Annotated in this window: 11 protein-coding genes, 2 pseudogenes and 1 riboswitch; of the genes and pseudogenes, 9 read left to right on the forward strand and 4 right to left on the reverse strand. The window is 44.2% G+C overall.

The window, feature by feature from the left end:
- Nucleotides 1–2 precede the first annotated feature (2 nt).
- Together LEP1GSC060_RS05400 and LEP1GSC060_RS05405 are read right to left on the reverse strand one after the other, a co-directional pair.
- Nucleotides 3–1,649, reverse strand: coding sequence for a hypothetical protein (locus LEP1GSC060_RS05400; protein ID WP_002997683.1), 1,647 nt, complete (start codon nt 1,647–1,649; stop codon nt 3–5).
- Nucleotides 1,646–3,892 carry an adenylate/guanylate cyclase domain-containing protein gene (locus tag LEP1GSC060_RS05405; RefSeq protein ID WP_002997694.1) on the reverse strand — a complete coding sequence of 749 codons (2,247 nt, stop codon included), beginning with the start codon at nt 3,890–3,892 and terminating at the stop codon, nt 1,646–1,648. Before LEP1GSC060_RS05405 ends, LEP1GSC060_RS05400 begins: the two co-directional genes overlap by 4 nt.
- Before the next feature lie 351 nt (nt 3,893–4,243).
- Between LEP1GSC060_RS05405 and LEP1GSC060_RS05415 the strand changes: the two genes are divergently transcribed.
- Nucleotides 4,244–5,092 carry an LA_0991 family prenyltransferase-like protein gene (locus LEP1GSC060_RS05415; protein WP_036095454.1) on the forward strand — a complete coding sequence of 283 codons (849 nt, stop codon included), beginning with the start codon at nt 4,244–4,246 and terminating at the stop codon, nt 5,090–5,092.
- Here the strand turns inward: LEP1GSC060_RS05415 and LEP1GSC060_RS05420 are convergent.
- Entirely contained in the window at nt 5,064–5,783 is a 720-nt protein-coding gene (locus tag LEP1GSC060_RS05420) for a fatty acid desaturase CarF family protein (protein WP_002997604.1), read from the reverse strand. The genes LEP1GSC060_RS05415 and LEP1GSC060_RS05420 overlap by 29 nt on opposite strands.
- A 24-nt stretch (nt 5,784–5,807) precedes the next feature.
- Here LEP1GSC060_RS05420 and LEP1GSC060_RS05425 point away from each other — a divergent pair, with 24 nt between their 5' ends.
- The 7 genes and pseudogenes from LEP1GSC060_RS05425 (at nt 5,808) to thiC (ending at nt 14,655) form a co-directional block, all read left to right on the forward strand.
- On the forward strand, nt 5,808–6,323 hold the full coding sequence (locus tag LEP1GSC060_RS05425) for a DUF2721 domain-containing protein (protein ID WP_002997696.1): 516 nt from the start codon (nt 5,808–5,810) through the stop codon (nt 6,321–6,323).
- Between the two features lie 140 nt (nt 6,324–6,463).
- The gene (locus LEP1GSC060_RS05430) at nt 6,464–7,615 is read left to right on the forward strand and encodes a DUF4303 domain-containing protein (RefSeq protein ID WP_002997703.1); all 1,152 of its coding nucleotides are present in this window, start codon (nt 6,464–6,466) and stop codon (nt 7,613–7,615) included.
- 116 nt (nt 7,616–7,731) lie between these two features.
- Nucleotides 7,732–7,933 (forward strand): annotated as a pseudogene (locus tag LEP1GSC060_RS20970) (WGR domain-containing protein); the annotation flags it as partial.
- Between the two features lie 71 nt (nt 7,934–8,004).
- Nucleotides 8,005–9,723: pseudogene (locus LEP1GSC060_RS05435) on the forward strand (leucine-rich repeat domain-containing protein); the annotation flags it as partial.
- A gap of 216 nt (nt 9,724–9,939) precedes the next feature.
- Nucleotides 9,940–11,511: a WGR domain-containing protein gene (locus LEP1GSC060_RS05440; RefSeq protein WP_002997666.1), complete on the forward strand. Its 1,572-nt coding sequence runs from the start codon at nt 9,940–9,942 to the stop codon at nt 11,509–11,511.
- Between the two features lie 10 nt (nt 11,512–11,521).
- Entirely contained in the window at nt 11,522–12,853 is a 1,332-nt protein-coding gene (locus LEP1GSC060_RS05445) for an adenylate/guanylate cyclase domain-containing protein (RefSeq protein ID WP_002997609.1), read from the forward strand.
- Between the two features lie 86 nt (nt 12,854–12,939).
- Nucleotides 12,940–13,036: riboswitch (TPP riboswitch) on the forward strand.
- A gap of 122 nt (nt 13,037–13,158) precedes the next feature.
- On the forward strand, nt 13,159–14,655 hold the full coding sequence (thiC, locus tag LEP1GSC060_RS05450; RefSeq protein WP_036095459.1) for a phosphomethylpyrimidine synthase ThiC: 1,497 nt from the start codon (nt 13,159–13,161) through the stop codon (nt 14,653–14,655).
- Nucleotides 14,656–14,675: 20 nt separating this feature from the next.
- Here the strand turns inward: thiC and LEP1GSC060_RS05455 are convergent, their stop codons facing one another.
- Nucleotides 14,676–16,112, reverse strand: a complete 1,437-nt coding sequence (locus tag LEP1GSC060_RS05455) for an Lcl C-terminal domain-containing protein (protein ID WP_002997625.1) — start codon at nt 16,110–16,112, stop codon at nt 14,676–14,678.
- A 199-nt stretch (nt 16,113–16,311) separates the two neighbouring features.
- Between LEP1GSC060_RS05455 and ppnP the strand changes: the two genes are divergently transcribed.
- Nucleotides 16,312–16,626 (forward strand): pyrimidine/purine nucleoside phosphorylase, encoded by a 315-nt coding sequence (ppnP, locus tag LEP1GSC060_RS05460; RefSeq protein WP_002997725.1) that lies wholly within the window; start codon nt 16,312–16,314, stop codon nt 16,624–16,626.
- Nucleotides 16,627–16,647: the final 21 nt, after the last annotated feature.

Genomic DNA, 16,647 nt, shown 5'->3' on the forward strand with positions numbered 1-16,647 from the left:
TATCATTCTCCTTTTTTACCGGTTGTTTTTGTTTCCGGAGCGGCCAAATCCTCTCGGAGTACGATCTTAAAATCCGCCTTGGTTTGATTGGACCGGTTTCCTTCCTGAATCAAGGCCCAGGAGAATTTTCCAACGTCCAAAACGCCTAACTCCGTCAAACGAAAGGATTCTCCGCTAACGGATCGTTTGAGAATGGATTCTCCATTTCCTCCGTACAGATTTAGACTCCATTTTTCCGCTTTGGAATTTACGTTGTGTTTCCATCTAAATACGATCGAATTCCGTCCGGTCATATCGACCGTCCTTCCTTGGATCGGAAACAACAACGTGGGAACTACGGCGGTTTCTTTTTCGATTTTCTTTTCGGAGTTATCTTTTTTGGAAACATTCTCATCCTCTTGTCGTTGCGACGGAGTTGTTTCGTTCTTTGCGGTTTTGTCTACGGCCGACGTTTCACTGAAAGCGGATAGAGTTTCGTCTGCGACATTTCGAGCCGGTTCGGGATTCTCCACTTGAAAGGATCTCGCCTCCGATACGGATAACGCGCCCGGCAAATTCGAAAACGCTTTCACCCTCCAGTGATACTTTCCGCCGTACAAAGGAATGGAAATCGAAGTTTTAAAAACCGTAAGTTGTCTGAGTTCCGTCTTAAAATCGGCGGACTGAGAAATTTCCAAAATATAACCGGTCGCTAAGCGGGAAGGTTTCCAGCGAAACGATTGTAAAGCCGATCCTTCCAGAGTCGTATTCTTTAACGGAAAAAGAAGAGCCACGGGAGGATTGGGAAGAATTCTGAACTTACGAACTTCCGAGATTTTTTTCTTATCCGCCGAAACGAGCCTCCAATAATAAATCCCTTCGGGGAAATTCGCGTCCGTCGATTCTCCCTTGAATTCTTTTTTAAAAACCAAAGGAGCAAAACTTCGGTTTAACGAAACTTCCAATAAACCGACTAACAAAGGCGAATCCGATTTCCAACGAAATCCGATTTTGGCTTCGACCGTTTCCGGAAAAATCCGATGATTGTCGTTGGGTTCCAACAATTTCCACTCCTCCCGGATCGGCGACAAGGTATCGTTCCCTGTTCTGGCCTTTTCCCCTTCTTTGATTTTCACTTCCGCTCCGTTAGCGCCGAACCACTTTAGGTTTCCTTTAAACGATTCCGCCGTGTTTTCACCGTTCGATTCTTCCCGCGTTATGCGAAACAGGCTTGGCTCGTTTGTGGACTGAAAGGTCGTTTTGTCCGAAATCAGGCTGACCGGCCGATCGGATTGCACTTTTACCGAACCTTCTTCGAGTTTCAAAAGTTCCTCTTCTTCCTTGAGATGGATCACGATCATCGATCTCGGATCCAATTCGAATTTGGTTCCGGACCTCAAAGTTACGACCGCTTCCGAAAGTTCGTCGGTTCTTACGGAGTCCTGATTGAAAATCGGAAAGTTCTGTTCCACGTCCTGCCAGATCATATGATCCGAAAATTTTCTTTGAGCGGTTCTGTATTTGAAAGTGATGTTTCCTACGATTTCCTTTTTTCCTTCCCCGAAATCGACCGCACCTTCCTTCCAAAAAAGAAAAAGAGAACCGCCTAACACAAGCAGGGACAATAACCCTACGTGAATCTCCTTTTTAAATTTCGAATATACGTTCATGCCAAGGACCGGGAAGGGGTTTCCGGATCGGGGATTCCGCATAACGCGCGTAAATCCTCCAACGATTTCGGGCAGTCCTGATCGTCCTTCCAACCTAACACCGCGTAAACGATTTGGGGTTTTTCCTTTCCTCGGATCCAAACGGGAGGAAGTTTCACAAAATTAAAATGATCCTTACCCTGAAGATAAGTACTTTCGGAAATTAGAATGTCGGTTCCGAACTCCTTATTCAAGTATTCCACCCTCGAAGCGAGGTTGACGGTATCTCCGATGACGGTGAACTCCAGTTTTTTCTCGGAACCGATTTGCCCGACGATCACGGGGCCGGAATTGACCCCGCAGCCGAAACGGGTAAACGGGCGTCCGATCTCTTTCCCCTGTCGGTTGAATTCGATGAGGGCTCTTCGCATTAATAAGGCGGCGTTGATCGCGTTTTTCGCCTCGTTTCCGTCGTGGACAAGAGCGCCCCAGTGAGCCATCACGGCGTCGCCGATAAATTTATCCACGATCCCTTGTGTAAGATGAATACATTCCACCATTTCGGTGAAGTATTGGTTTAAAAATTCCACCACCTCTTCCGGTTTCATCTTTTCGGACATTCCCGTAAAGTTTCTAAGATCGGAAAAAAACACGGTAACTTCCCGATTTTCTCCGCCCAACTTCAGATCGGAAGATAACGCGCGTTCGGCGATCTCCTTGTTCACGAATTTACCGAAGGTGCTTTTTATTTTTTCCCTTTCTTCCAGACCTCTCGCCATTCTTAAAAACGAATTGGTAAGAACCCCGACTTCGTCGTGTGTCGTGGGACGAATGTCCACGTGGTAATTTCCCTGTTCCACCTTCCTCGTGGCGGAAAGAAGTTGAATGATCGGAATCGTAAGCGTTCTTGAAAAAACGAATACCACGAAAAAAGCCACGGACAAAACCGAAATCATAATCAAAAGATTTTGTCTGCGGATTTTATAAACGGCTTCGAAAGCGACATCGGCGTCTAACGTGAAAATGATTCCCAAACCTCCGACTTCGAGTTGTTGATAGGAACCTAAAACTTCGCGACCTTCGAAATCGAATCTTTGAGATCCGTTATCGGAAGGACTACGAAGCATATTCTCCACAAGAGGATGTTTTTTATAATCCTTCCCCGAGACGGCTTCCTTATCGTTCGAATGAGCGATTAAGTTACCGGAAGAATCCACGACGATCATCTGAAAAAAATCGGTTTGTCTCACAGCAAGGAAAGAATCCAAAAACTCCGAGGCCGAAAAAACCAAACCGGAAATTTCATCGCCGACAGGAAGTAAAACCGCCACGGCGGGAAAACCGAACTCGGAAGAAACATTCAATACTTCTAATGTTCCTGACAAACGGGAAGACGCCTTTTCCAGAGCGGTTTTTAAGGTGGCCGGATCGGGCGCCACCGAATTCGTTTTTAAAAATTTCAAATTCCAAAAAAAGGAATCGATTTCCCGAACGGAATCCCTGCTTTTGAAACGAACGTATGCGACCGCGTTGGAGTTGGCCCGAAAAAATTTATCGGAATCCGCGGGACGAAAGTCCTGGATTTTTCGGGTTGTTTCCTTCAGTTGCCCGCTCAACTGAAGTCCGGTCATTCTCGCGAGGGAAAGGTTGTATTCCTGAATTAGAATTTCGCTGTACTTTCTGAAAAAAAACGTAGCCATAGTGATCATCAGACTCATACTTAACATGATGATCGCGGAGACGATGGAGAGAAGTTTTACCCGAATCGTAAACCGGGACGGACGAAACGGCTCGAATTCGCCGCTTAATTCCAAGTGCTTTAGAAAATTATGATATTTTGATTCGATTTCGGACCCGTGGCCGGTCCAGACAAGACAGGAAGAAGCGCCGGAAAGGTTCTTTAAAAAACGAAAAAATTTATCGGAAGACTCGCCCGTTCCCGAAAGAATTTTATCGCTGTCCGCGGAAGAGATCGTAAAACCTCCTTGTTTTAGATCCCGAACGAGTTTTAAAAAGTTACGGGATTTTTTGAGGGATTCCGCTTCTTTTCCCGGAAGACAAAAAACGATCTCTCGAATTCCAAGCGCGAGTTTTTCCGAAATCAAACTTCGGATGATCCCATCCGGATCTTGCAAATCGGAGTGAAACTTCGGCAACTCTTCCCAACGAATCGGTTTATCATTTTTACTCTTCAATCGATTGAGCAGGCTGGACCCGTTCTCCTTAAGTCTGGAGTAGAATACGGACTTTTTTTCTCCTGTCATCCTAAAATCGAAAAATTAAACGGAAGAATCGTCCGAGTCAACGATTTGAACGAAAATCGACACAAACAAGACTTGGAAATCGGAAACGTTCCATTAAAATGAAACGAATCATTGGCTCTTGCAGGCTGTTTTCTAAAAGAAGGAATCGAACTCAGGCGATGTGAATTCGGCTTCAGAAAGTTCGGGCGAATCCAGCCCCTTTTTTTTTGTCGTTCCAATTTGTTGATTCCCAGAACGCGATCCGTGGAGAGTGTTCTGCTGAGTTCAACTTCAATCGCTTTCGCTTCGGTTCTACGGAATTCATGTTGGATCCATCGGGGATTTACCGAAACGGAATCCGTCTTTTTGAATATGGGATACTTAAAAAGAATATTCTACTATTGGAATGTTTTGAGCGTCGACATCGTCTGCGGCGCGACTGCGTCCGCCTGGTTTGCGTCTTCCGTTTTGAACACGAACATGAGCGCCGCGTTTTGGTTTTTACTTCCCGCGACGGTTTGGACGATTTACGGAGCGGATCATTGGATCGACGGCTGGAAACTGAGGGAAAAAAGCGCAAACGTACGCCATCAATTTCATTCTAAAAATCTAATATTCTTGAGCGTCATCATCGGTTGTACGGCGGTTTTTTGTTTTGTCTGCGGGATCCTATTTCTAAACGAACGAACGGTTACGGTCGCTCTGATACTAGGAATTTTAGTCGTTTTGCACGTTGTTTTTTCCTATCTTCAAGTTCCATTCTTTTGGAAAGAATGTTCCGTCTCGGTTCTTTATACCGCGGGAGTTTGGTTCGCTCCGATCCTATCGACTACAAAAACCCGATCGGAAACCTGGCTTCCTTATTGTTTATTTTTTTTAACCGTACTTTGTAATTCGTTCGTAAATTCGTATATGGAAAGAGAAATCGATCGAAAAGAAAACGTGGAATCCATCCTAAAACAAATCTCGCCGTCGGTTTTAAAAAAATCCGTGTTCACGTTAGCCGCAATCGGAATGGGATTGAATTTTTTTTGGGTCGGAAAAAATCAAGGTGCGATTTTTCCCGAATTTTTTTATCTGAGTTTGGGTTATTGTATCCCGGTGAACATTCTGATTTTCGAAAACTTTTTTCAAAAAAATCAACTCTACAGAATCCTCGGAGAAGGAACTTTCATTCTCGCTTGTGTTCCGGTCATTTTTCGGAAATGGTTTCCAGTTTGACGGAGGGGGAAATTCTCAAAATCCAACGAAGGGTTTCGTAAAACTTCAGGAATTTCAAAATCGGATTGAGCCAACCCGTGGTGATACAAAAATACGTTTCGTGCGGCGGCGTATGGTGGATTTTATGGTGCTCCGGACCCAAAATCAGTTTATATTTTTGTAATGTCTTAATAATCGCAAGCGGAGAATCCTGATGCGCCCATTTGTGGATTTGATTGGTCGCAAAAATTCCCAAAAGAAGAAAAAACCAAAACAAAGCGAGCAAAGAACCGAACACGCCGCCCGACTCCCAAAAGAAAACATAATATACTAAAATAGGTAGGGAGACAAGACAGTTGTTTCCGTTGGTTTCGATAAAATCGTGTCTCGTAATACCTTTCGGATCCACGTGATGATCCCTAAAAGGAAAGATAAACGCGGGCCCGAAGATCGGAGTATTTTCGGAACCGACGCTGTCCCCTAAAAAGTGAACCAGTCCCGAAAGAAAATCGGCCCCGAGATAAGAAAGTAAAATCACCGCCGGAATCACCCAAGCCAAATAAGAATGCGTAACGAAGTCGCTCGCAAGTACGTGAGTGAGTTGATAACCGAAATAAATCGAAAGTAAAACGAAAGCGATGACGCTCGATGTTTCGAAAATTCTATGAATCGTTAAATCGGGTTTTTGAAGCGGAGTGGGTTCTGTTTTCATACGATTGCCTGGTGTAGTCTTATTATGGACAAGAATTCAGGCGAGATTTTTTCCGGGAGGAGCGCCGCAATTCGAAAAAAAAATCAAACTTTACGGCAAGAACTCCCGTTCGATCCTTCGTTTTTTATGAACCCACTTTCTTTCAATACCCCGGGGCTGTTGTTTCCCGCGATTTCACTCTTGATGCTCGCCTATACGAATCGTTTTTTAGGTCTCGCGAGTCTCGCAAGACAACTCATCGGAAAGTATCAGGAGAATAAAAATCCGGATCTACTTTCGCAGATTCAAAACCTTCGCTTTCGTCTTTCGCTCATTCGTCATACGCAGAGTATGGGAATTGTAAGTCTTCTCGCCTGCACTTCTTGTCTGACCGTTTTGGCCTTCGATTTACAACGGACGGCTTGGATTCTTTTCGCTCTGGCCCTCCTCTTTCTCTTCGTCTCGCTTTGTATTTGTCTGTTGGAAATTCATCTTTCGGTTCACGCTTTGGATATAGAGATGCACGCCTTGGACAAATCGGGTTCGAATGAGTTTAAATAATTCTAATATATAATTATAACCAATTTCTATAACGGAAAGAACAAAAACCGTATTATAAGATGATTGGATGTACGAACTTGTTTTTGGTAAAATCCTATAATTGTTTCTACAAGAAACAGGACTATCCAGGGAAATCCTCCATGAACAAAATGAAGCTGATCCAAAAAAACAGAACACGAAGCTTAGAATTGATTTTAGAGAATGAGAGACTTACTGTAGAACAATACCAAGGTCACAATCGGATTCTTTCTCAAACATACGCGTATGAAAATGCCGATGAAGCGTTCAAAGAACGCAATGCTTTTATAAAGTGGAAAACTTGGAACCTTTTTTTTCCAGAAGAAGAAGGTCCCGATTACGCAGATCGATGGCGCAGTTATTGGCTGGGAGAATTTCCGGAAAGAAAAATATCCAGAACGGATCTTTCGCGCCAGGTTTTGTTAGAAGCCGTAAAAAACAGAGATATCGAATTCTTTCTGGCAAATCAGCTCGGGCCAGGTTTCGCGCTACAAGCAAACTCCGCCAAACACGGAGATCCGATTTTAATCTACGCAATCAAAATGAAATCTATTTCAATCGTGGATTATTTGCTGGATACGATGTGGCTCGATCCATCCGTAAAAGATCAAAACGGGTTCACCGCATGGGATCATGTTTTTCAGGCAAAGGATCCTTTTCTGGGAAATCTTTTTCTGGAACACGTTATGCTTCTTGGATCCGATGAAGAGAGAAACGGATTTCAAAAAGAACTGGGACTACCCACAGAACAAGAAACGGATCTTTCTGAACCCAAGGAAAAAGTCGATGACAACCGCACCAAACAGGGATTTGACGTAGAGGCCTTAACGAACTTCTCAATCCAAAAAATTGAATCCTTTGCGAAAGCCCACGTCGATGAAACTTTTTACGGTTTTGCAATCGATGCTTCTTATATCAAAATGAATAGCCTTGAATCTTTCGAAAAAACTTTGCAAGAGTATCAGTTAAAATGGCCGAACGCCTACGATACTTCCGAAAAAATTCAAAAGTTAAAAAATAACGTAGGAGATTGGAAATATATCCTCGCGGATTTTCAAGAGATGAACGAGGAAAACGACGACGGTTTTACGGAAGGTCCGTTTGACGAAGACCTTTACAATGAACACTACGAAGCCGACGACTTAGAACAAAAAAACAGCGGATACGCGCGTGCGATGGATGCGATCTTAAACAACCTACAGGAAAAAAGAGTTTTTCAGTCTCTGAAAAACACGACCGATTTTATTTGTTTCAGGACGGAACACAATTATTGATTGTCCATGAAAATAAATGAACCAATTTTTCGAACCATCCTGGGGCAATAAATATATCCGAATCCAGTATATATTTATAAAATAATAATATACTAAATTAATTTTAGAAAAAACCAATGAAACACCACCTAACCTACAAAGACGACAAGTCCGATAAATTTTGGAACATCGAAACTCAGGAAAAATCTTTCACCGTAACTTACGGTAAAACGGGAACGAACGGACAAACGCAGACCAAAACGTTTGGAAGCGAGGAAGAATGTCTGAAGGAAGCGAAGAAGCTACTCTCGGAAAAATTAAAAAAAGGTTATGTAGAAGAAATAGGCGAACTTGCTAATACGAAATCCGCTGCCACGAATACCGAAAAAAAGAATAGCGAGCCTAAGACAGATTACATCAAAGAATGGGACGAAATCACCAATTCAAAGGATCTTCAGGACTCCTTAACAAAACATTTCCACTATCTGGCCGATTCTCCCGGATTTGAGCCCGTTGTGCGTAAAATTTTCGAACACACGAAGACCGCAAAAACGGTCGGCAACACATTGATCGTCGAATTCAAAAGCGGAAAGACTCTTAAGGCCGCTTCTCCCGGCGATCCGAATTCCTACAAAAAATTCCCAAAATCATTTCTAAAACTAATCGAAAAACACGCCACGCTGAAAACTGATCGGTTAGAACTGGGAAAATGTTACTTCGATTTCGATATTTTCGACGAAGGCGATCGGGTCTATGATATCTTCGACGGCAAGGCGACTAACGTGCTCTGTCCGCTCCACTATTCGGAAAACTCCGACTGGATCTATCACCCGACGGAAAAAAACAAAGAAGGAGAACCCGCAATTTTTCCGGTGATCCATGAACTGGAAGACGAAATCAATCCAGTATATTATAATATAGGCGCTCTCTTTTTACAACAACTCGCCGATGAATTTGAAATCGAGGTCGTGATACCCGTAGCGGAACGCCCGGCGGATCCTTCCGCGGACACGAAGGCCGGTTGGTGGAAGAACCTCAGCGACGCTTGGAAACAAGCTCTGCGCGACCAATTCGAAAATCAAGAAAAAGAACCCACGTTCGAAAAGCTATTGAACTTGGAAAAACTCAACTTAAACGGAACTGCAATCTCCGATCTTAAACCTTTGGAAGCGTTGCTCTCCGAGAAGAAGTTTAAACTCGAGATCATTCGCCTGAACGACACCACAATTTCCGATCTTTCGGTTTTGGCTATGGCTAAAAAAAAGCTCTTTAGCGTCGATATCAGCGGAACGCCGGTGAAAGACGTTTCGATGCTGAAAGAAATCAGCTTCTTAACCGCCGACAGATGCGCCGATCTGGATTTCGCCGCCTTAGCGAAATTAAAAAAGTTGACCGAGTTATCTCTGCGCGATACGAAATTGAACGACCTCGAGTTTCTCCACAATTGTACGGAGCTCGAACGATTGAATATCAACGGCACTCCTCTCACCGACGAGCAAATTGAGAAATTTTATAAACGTTTCAACATGGAAAGATTGGAAAGAAACAAAGCCGTTTCCTACGGACGCGAGCCGCTCAAGTTGGATGTTCATCCCGAGATCAAAGATCCGTTACTACGAGCCCTTGCAGACAACAGCGACTATAAACCCGAGCTGGCGATTGAGGCTGGAGAAAAACTTCTGCTACAAAGGGCGGAACGAAAAGATATCAATCAAGTCCTCAAAGACATGATCTCCATTTGCGACAAACAATGGCGCAAGTATCTCTATATTAAAACCCCGGAAGGTGAAAAAAAATACGAGTTCTTCAACCAAAGTGAAAAACGATTCCAGTATATTCTCGAATCGGGGGATTTTACTACTCCCGTATCGATCACCGTAGTTGCCGACCCGATCGCTGAGATCGTCGCTTTGATTCCCTTCATCTACGAAAATAAAAAAAAATACAAAGCCTTCTGCACTATCGAGAACGATTCGTTTTACTACGTCGGCGCCATTCAGAAGATCATCGTCAACACCAAATACCACGACGTGACAATTGCTCAAGTCGAGGAAGCTGTGAAAAAATCAGACTATGTCGAGTATAAAATCAAGGAGAACGGAGACGTGTTCATAAAGGTAAAGAAATAAAACCGATTAGGATCGATGTACAAGTGAAAGCTATTTTGAGAATCGTTTATCGATCCGAGAAAAACGAGTCAAACTAAGAGTTGTCCTAAAATCTGAAGGAAATTTGCAGGAGTTCCCGCGCTTCGAGTGGCTAGGGGTTAGCGATCAGAATGAATATTTATAAAATTTTAATATAACGATAAAATAATAAATTAAAACCCAATTCAAACAAATCTTATGAAACACCGACTAACCTACAAAGACGACAAGTCCGATAAATTTTGGAACATCGAAACTCAGGAAAAATCTTTCACCGTAACTTACGGCAAAACGGGAACGAACGGACAAACGCAGACCAAAACGTTTGGAAGCGAGGAAACCTGCGTCAAAGAAGCGCGCAAACTTCTCTCGGAAAAATTAAAAAAAGGTTATATAGAAGGAGTTGGTACGAACAAAGATTCCGATGCTCCCGAAAGCAAAAATCGCACATCTCCACAAGAGGATCGCAAAGAACAAAATAAGACCGCCGTTTCGGAAACCGAAGAAAAAACAAAATCCACCTCGCAAAAAGTACTAAAAAAAGCGGAAGAAGAAACAAAACCCTCGTCGCAAAAATCGAAAGACGGAGCCAAACAATCCGTTCCAGAAATCGCGGAGGTCTTAAAACAAAATTCGAAAACCGGAACGAAAGTTACACCGCAAAATTCGGAAGCTCAACGACAAAACTTAGAAGCCCAACCGTCCGAACCTCGAGATACAATCAGTCTCTACTACCAAGGGGACGGTAGCGACAAGGTCTATCACGTTAACATCGATCCGCAAGAAAACGGTTACGTTGTGAACTTCGCTTTCGGTCGGCGAGGAAGCGCACTTCAAACCGGAACGAAAACTTCAAGACCCGTACCCTACGAGGCCGCGCAGAAAATTATGAGTCAGCTCGTAAATTCCAAGATGGCAAAAGGATACACGGAAGGAGAAGCCGGAACGCCTTATCTGCATACGACGCTCGAAGAACGGATCAGCGGAGTACACTGTCAGTTGCTCAATCCCGTCGACGAAGAAGAGCTTTCCTTTTATCTTGAAAACGATCAATACGGGGCTCAAGAAAAACTCGACGGCAATCGTATGATGATCCGGAAAATCGGCGGCTCGGTGGAAGGGATCAATCGCAAGGGATTGATCGTCGCCATTTCGGAAATCATACACGATCAGGCTCTTGATTTTCAGGAAGACTTTATTCTGGACGGAGAAACGATCGGGGACGTCTTTTATCCTTTCGATATTTTTTCGAAAGACGGAAAAGACATTCAACATCTTTCATATTTGGAACGTTATGCGCTTTTGCAAACTATTTTAAGAAACCGACCTCCGGAGAAAGGAATATTCCGCCTTGTGGAGTTGGTCACTTCCGAAAAAAACAAAAAAACTCTACTCCAAGAACTACGCGAAAAACAAAAAGAAGGCATCGTATTCAAAGATTTGAATGCACCTTACAAGGCTGGTCGACCCGCAAGCAAAGGAGCTCAGATCAAATTTAAATTTTACGAAACGGCCACCGTAAACGTCGAAACGGTAAACCTCAAACGTAGCGTGAGTATGCGTCTTTACGACGGCGACTCTTGGGTTTCCGTCGGCAACGTAACGATTCCGCCTAACGCAGAAATGCCCGAAAAAAACGATATTATCGAAGTACGTTATTTGTACGCGTATCGCGGCGGCTCCTTGTATCAACCGACATATCTTGGAATTCGTACCGACGCGGACGAAAACGATTGCGACTTAAAGCAGTTGAAGTATAAAAGCGTTTAGTCAAACAAGGATGCAAAAACTCTCTGAAAACATCCATTCGAAGATCGCAAACGAGTTGGCTCGTTATTTTTATCACCACTTGCTCGCGGAGCTTATAAAACCGGAATCGTTACAAACAAAGGTCGGTTACGACGGCAAGACTTCGGAGGAAACAAACCGTAAGATCCTCGCGCGACTTTTGCGTGAATTTCCCGGCGTTGAAAATTCGTCCGAACCTCCGTTCAACCTCGTCCGAGAATGGGCAAAACGTAATCGTTTTGCGTTTCATTACGACGAATACATATTCGACCGTTATAACCGTCTTTATATCGAACGGTTGCTCGCGTTACGCGACAACTCGGAAGAAAGTAAGAGGCGTTTTCAGGAAGCTACGCTCGATAACTTTAAACAATTCGATTATACTCAAGCGGGATTTTCGATTTCGTTTCTCATACGCGTAGAAAACAATATGCGGGAGATGATGCGCGAAATCATGTTAACGATTCCGAATATAGATTCCGAGTCCGGTTGGGAAATTCTCTTTGAACAAAGCAAAAACTATCAGGAAACCGTAAACGAGGTTTTTGAAAAAAGACTCCAGGATGCGAGAGACGAATCGGATCGCCTATTACATAATATTCTACCGGCAACGATCGTAACGGAACTCAAACAAAAACAAAAAGTCGCGCCCGTGCACATAACGTCTGCGACCGTACTCTTCACGGATTTCAAAGGTTTTACGCAAATTTCCGAACAAATGCCTCCGCAGGAACTCCTTAAAAATCTAGACGAATGTTTTTCCATCTTTGATCAGATCTGTGCGGAACACGGACTCGAAAAAATCAAAACCATCGGCGACAGTTTTATGTGCGCCGGAGGGATTCCGGAAACGAATCGTACTCACGTTTACGATACGGCTTTGGCCGCGCTCAAAATGCGCGACGCGATTCATCGATTGAAAACGAAACGGGAACAAAAAGGATCCGCATACTGGGATGTCAGAATCGGATTTCATACCGGACCCGTGGTAGCCGGAGTGATCGGTAAAAACAAATTCAGCTACGATATCTGGGGAGATACGGTAAACACCGCAAGCAGAATGGAATCCTCGGGTGAACCGGGTAAAATCAACGTCTCGGCGGCAAGTTACGAATTACTAAGGCCGCTATTTCGACTAACGTCTCGCGGTCGTGTAGCCGCGAAAAACAAAGGCGAGATTGCCATGTATTTTCTCGAAAGTCTAAAACCGCGATTTGGAACACACTATCTATACAACGAGGAATTCAAGGGTATTTATCGCCGACTTCAATCCGGCGCAAAAATCGTTCTAAATTCCGATCTTTTCGTTAAGGGCGAGAAGTAAATCGACTTGATTCGATGAAAGGTTTCGGGAGGAAAATCGAAAAACTTTTTCTCCTTGTCGTAACATACGCTCCGTCGAATTCTACACTTGGACGTTGGGGGTGGGGCTAAAAATTAGCCTCTGAGAGAGTCCCCGGAACCTGATCAGGATAAAACCTGCGTAGGAAAACGGACCGATAGAATTCTTACATTCAAATTTTTGAATATACATCCGCATTTGTTTTAGAAAGAATTTCTTGCGAGCTCTTGTTTTTGGCGTTTTTCCTCGACTTTCGTTCCGGCTCCGATCCCACGCCAGGAGAATCTATGGAACCCGCTCAAGAATTTCAAATTCCGAAAAAAACGATTCGTCTTACCGACGGTACCGAATACAACACCTATTATACCGAAGGCGCCCTTTCGGATCAATCGCCGTCCGATTATAAGAACGGGATTTTTCCCTTTCGAAAAGAATGGATTCGAAAACGACTGGAACGCGGGGATACAAATCATTCTCAGATGTATTATGCAAAAAACGGAATCATCACCGAGGAAATGCGTTATGCGGCCGTTCGAGAGAATATGGATCCCGAATCGGTTCGTTCCGAGATCGCTTGCGGTCGAGCGATTCTACCCTCCAATCGAAACCATCCCGAACTCGAACCGATGCTTATCGGTAGAAATTTTCTCGTAAAAATTAATGCGAATATAGGCAACTCCGCTCTCGGATCCTCGATCGAAGAAGAAGTCGAAAAGTTACACTGGGCCGTAAAATGGGGAGCCGATACGGTTATGGACCTTTCAACCGGAAAAAATATCCGCGAAACGAGAGAATGGATTTTGAGAAATTCCCCCGTTCCGATCGGAACCGTTCCCATTTATCAAGCTCTCGAAAAGGTGAAGGGTAAAGCAGAAAATTTGAATATTCAAGTTTTCTTAGATACTTTGGAAGAACAGGCGGAACAAGGAGTGGATTACTTTACGATTCACGCGGGAGTTCTACTACGTTATATTCCATGGACCGTAAATCGTGTTACCGGAATCGTTTCCAGAGGAGGATCGATTTTAGCGAAATGGTGCCTTGCCCATCACAAGGAAAATTTTTTATACACACATTTCGACGAAATCCTCAAAGTGATGAAAAAATACGGAGTTTCCTTTTCCCTTGGCGACGGCCTTCGTCCCGGTTCGATCGCGGACGCAAACGATAAGGCTCAGTTCGCAGAATTGGAAACCCTCGGAGAATTGACACAACTTGCCTGGAACGAGGACATTCAAGTTATGATCGAAGGTCCCGGACACGTTCCTATGAATCTTATCAAGGAAAACGTGGACCTTCAAATGAAACTCTGTCAGGAAGCCCCGTTTTATACGTTAGGCCCTCTTGTCACGGATATCGCTCCCGGTTACGATCACATCACTTCGGCGATCGGCGCGGCGATGATCGGTTGGTTCGGAACGGCTATGCTCTGTTATGTGACTCCGAAAGAACACCTCGGACTTCCGGATAAGGAAGACGTCAAACAAGGAGTGATCGCTTATAAGATCGCGGCTCATGCCGCCGATTTGGCGAAAGGTCATCCCGGTGCGATCGAAAGGGACAATCTTTTAAGCAAGGCTCGTTTTGAATTCCGTTGGGAAGATCAGTTCGCTCTTTCCTTGGATCCGGAAACGGCAAAGTCCTTTCATGACGAAACACTTCCTCAAGACGGAATGAAAACCGCGCATTTTTGTTCCATGTGCGGACCTCATTTCTGTTCGATGAACCTGACCCATGAGTTACGGACGTTTACGGAAGAAAAAAGAATGCCGGAAACTCTTTAACGTGGATTGGATTTTAGAAATCAAGGACCGTCGCTGACGCAACGTACATAACTTTGAACGCTTAAGGCGGCGGTATTGATCGTCGCATTCGTAAAATTTACCCTAAAAATCTGCGAGGCCGGAATGGAATTGCTCGTATTGTATTGGGATGCGGTCGCCGGGGTATTTGGAAAAGCGTTCAGGTCGATTTTTGCATCGGCCGTCGAAGAAGAAAAATCCAATAAACTTCTCAGCTCGTGTACATTGGGAAGTCTCCAGGTGCGCCCCGCTAAATTCAAATTTCTGCATGTATATAAAGCCGATATGAAATTATGGGAAGTGATAGCCCCCGCAGTACACTGCGGCGAAGTGGGCGTCCAAGTTTGCCCGACGGAACACTTTTGCCAAACCAAGGTCGTACGATCGTCCCTTACGGTTCCGTTGTTAAAATCCGAAAAGGTTCGATCGGGCATAACACCGCCGGTCACACAACGAACATCCACATTTCCCCAGAACTTGGATACCACAGAATTCATTCCGGAAGCGAAATCAAACGCCCAAGCCTCGGTCGTATTGAAAGCGTTCGTCGTATTCGACCACAATGTGCCGTTCCCAAGGGGAAACTCAGCAAGGTCGATATAAGTTCCGCCACTCGGGGTTTTATGAGTGCTGAGAGTCATTAACTCTTCGATTTCCGGAAGTCTCCAACCCCGCATTCCGGCATATCCCGACCCCGCGTTCATTTGATTCAAATCGTCACAATAAGTCACCGCCGCTGCATGAGCATAGGCGTAGGTCGGCAAAAAACAAGAACTGCTACTTGCAGTAGCCGAACAATATTTCCAGATCAAACCCGTTTGCCGATCAAACGTTACCGGCTGGGGAGTGTAACCGGGCATCACAACATTGGATTGATAAGTTGACGGAACTCCGGTCGAATAATCCGCATCCTGCCCCGGATCATCGGAACATAAGTGAAAATAACAATTGGTCTGTCCCGCGTCCGTTAGACGAAACATGGAGACAACTTGAACCGTATAATCCCGAACGCTATCATCGGTTGCAGTGACCCTATATGTAAGCGGAGAAGAAAAATCATTCACGGTCTGTCCGCTCCTTTGAGCGACTCCGTTTACTTCAACCTTTTCCCCGGTACTCACAAAAGCAGCCTTCAAACGACGAACGGACCCAAACGGGACTTGAACCGTAATCCGGGTCCCTGAAATTTCTCCGACAAAGTCGGTCGCAAAAAAATTGTCGGCGGCTTGAAAACGAAAGGAAGTGATTTCATTCGGTTTTTCCGGCGTTTCCGGGGTATTGGTATTGTTCTGGTTATTGAGTAGAAATGCCTCTGCCCCTCCTTGAAATAAAAGCCCCGCCGTGGAGGAGGCATCGATGCTGATTCGATCGGCTTGAGAACAAAATGCAAAGAACGATGTTGCCGCAAACATCCAAAAGTGATTTAAAATTCGATTCATAAAGAAGCCATTTTTCCTTTGCTATGGGAACTATAATTGGTTTTACAAAATAAGTCCTATCAAGTTATAAGCTAATCAATGAAAGATTCGGAATTTCTTCCGGCTTTCCTTTGGAAATCTTGCAAAAGAAAGCTTTTCGAAGGCATACTTTCGATCCGTTTGAAAACGGGATTTTTATCGTATATTCGGAGGAGATAATATGGCACGGTTTGAAAACGTAACGGTCGTTAAAAAAGCGAACGTTTATTACGACGGAAAAGTGACGAGTCGAAGCATTCTGTTTGCGGACGGTAGTAAAAAAACGCTCGGGATATTGATGCCGGGTCAATACGACTTTGGAACGGATGAAAAAGAGATCATGGAAATTTTAGACGGAGACCTTTTGGTAAAACTTCCGGGCCAAGAGGTTTGGAAAGAAATCAAAGGGGGTCAATCTTTTGAAGTTCCCGCAAAATCCAGATTTCAAATGGATGTGAAAAAGATCAGCGATTATTGCTGCTCTTACATAGATTGATTATAAAACGTCGGAGTCCCC

This window comes from Leptospira weilii serovar Ranarum str. ICFT, assembly GCF_000332415.1.
In the GTDB taxonomy this organism is placed as follows: domain Bacteria; phylum Spirochaetota; class Leptospiria; order Leptospirales; family Leptospiraceae; genus Leptospira; species Leptospira weilii_A.